Source organism: Glycomyces sp. NPDC021274 (assembly GCF_040641195.1).
Classification (GTDB): Bacteria; Actinomycetota; Actinomycetes; order Mycobacteriales; family Micromonosporaceae; genus Glycomyces.
The window spans coordinates 1-1,201 of sequence record NZ_JBFADC010000097.1 but is presented as its reverse complement, the minus strand read 5'-3'; the positions used below and the strand labels follow the sequence as shown (position 1 = coordinate 1,201).

1 protein-coding gene is annotated in these 1,201 nt (G+C 66.6%); it reads left to right on the top strand.

All coding sequences use genetic code 11. From position 1 onward, the window contains the following. Positions 1-932: recombinase family protein (locus tag AB0I03_RS26855; protein ID WP_360417424.1), on the top strand; the 932-nt coding region annotated here is incomplete at its 5' end. Positions 933-1,201: the final 269 nt, after the last annotated feature.

The following is a 1,201-nucleotide window of genomic DNA, read 5'->3' as shown; positions in this document are numbered from 1 at the left end:
CCGAGGAGCCGAAGAAGAAGCGCGGGCAGTGGCGTGGTCAGACCATCGTGCGGATGCTGACCAATCCCGCTCTGCTGGGCTGGAAGATGCACAAGGACAAGCCCGTCCGTGACGACCAGGGCAACCCCGTCATGGCGACTGAAACGCCGATCGTGACCCGGGAGGAGTTCGACCAGATCGGCGCACTGCTGGCACCGAAGCCCACGGCGGAGAAGGCACCGACGCGTAAGGACTCGGCGGCGCTGCTGCTGCGCGTGATCCACTGCACCGGATGCGGCAGCCGCATGTACCTGAACAAGTCGCTGGGCTACTACGGCTGTGCGTCCTACAAGAACGGAGCGCACTGCCCCGCCCCGGTCACCGTCCGCGGAACGTGGGTGGACGAGTACGTGACCGCCGAGTTCCTGCGCCTGGTCGGCTCGGTGCAGTTCACGCGCGTCACGGAGATACCCGGGTACGACCCACAGCCCGAAATCGACGCCACCACGGCCGAGTTCGCCGAACACCAGCAGCAGAAGGGGCGCCAGAAGTCCAAGGCAGCGCAAGCCGAGTGGCAGCGCCGTGCGGACGCCCTGGACGCACGCTTGGCAGAGCTGGAGACGCGGGAGAAGACCGAGCCCCGGCGCGAGATCATCCCCACCGGTCGCACGTTCGCCGACGAATGGCACGCAGCCGACACGGCAGGCAAACGCGCCATGCTCATCGAGGCAGGGGCACGCCTGGACGTGAAGCGCGGAACCAAGGGCGGATGGCGGACGCTCGATCTGCGCCGGGTGGAGTTCGCCATCACCGGGGACCTTGACCCGTGCATCGAGGAAGCTGCGACCGTGACCGATCACCTCGCGGCGGAAGACAACCCGAACCACGCGCCCGCACCCGGGGCGAACGCACACCGGAACTTGTCTCCGCGAGGGCTCGCAACCGCCGCATAACCAGTCACCACAGCCCCGAACAGCCCCGGCTGCCCCCACGGGTCGCCGGGGCTTTCGCATACCCGCAGACGGGCGTACAGGTGCTCTGTGGGGCCTGGTGCGCTCCGAGGTCGGGTCGGGGCTGCCCTACAGCGGAGAGGAATGGTGTTGGAGTGACGGTTTACAACACAACCCAGATATACCTAGAAAAACCTAAGGGATACCGAGCCGGTGCTTCATTCCGGCACTTTGACACTTCCCTGGTCCGGGGAAGGCTCCGCACTGTGCTG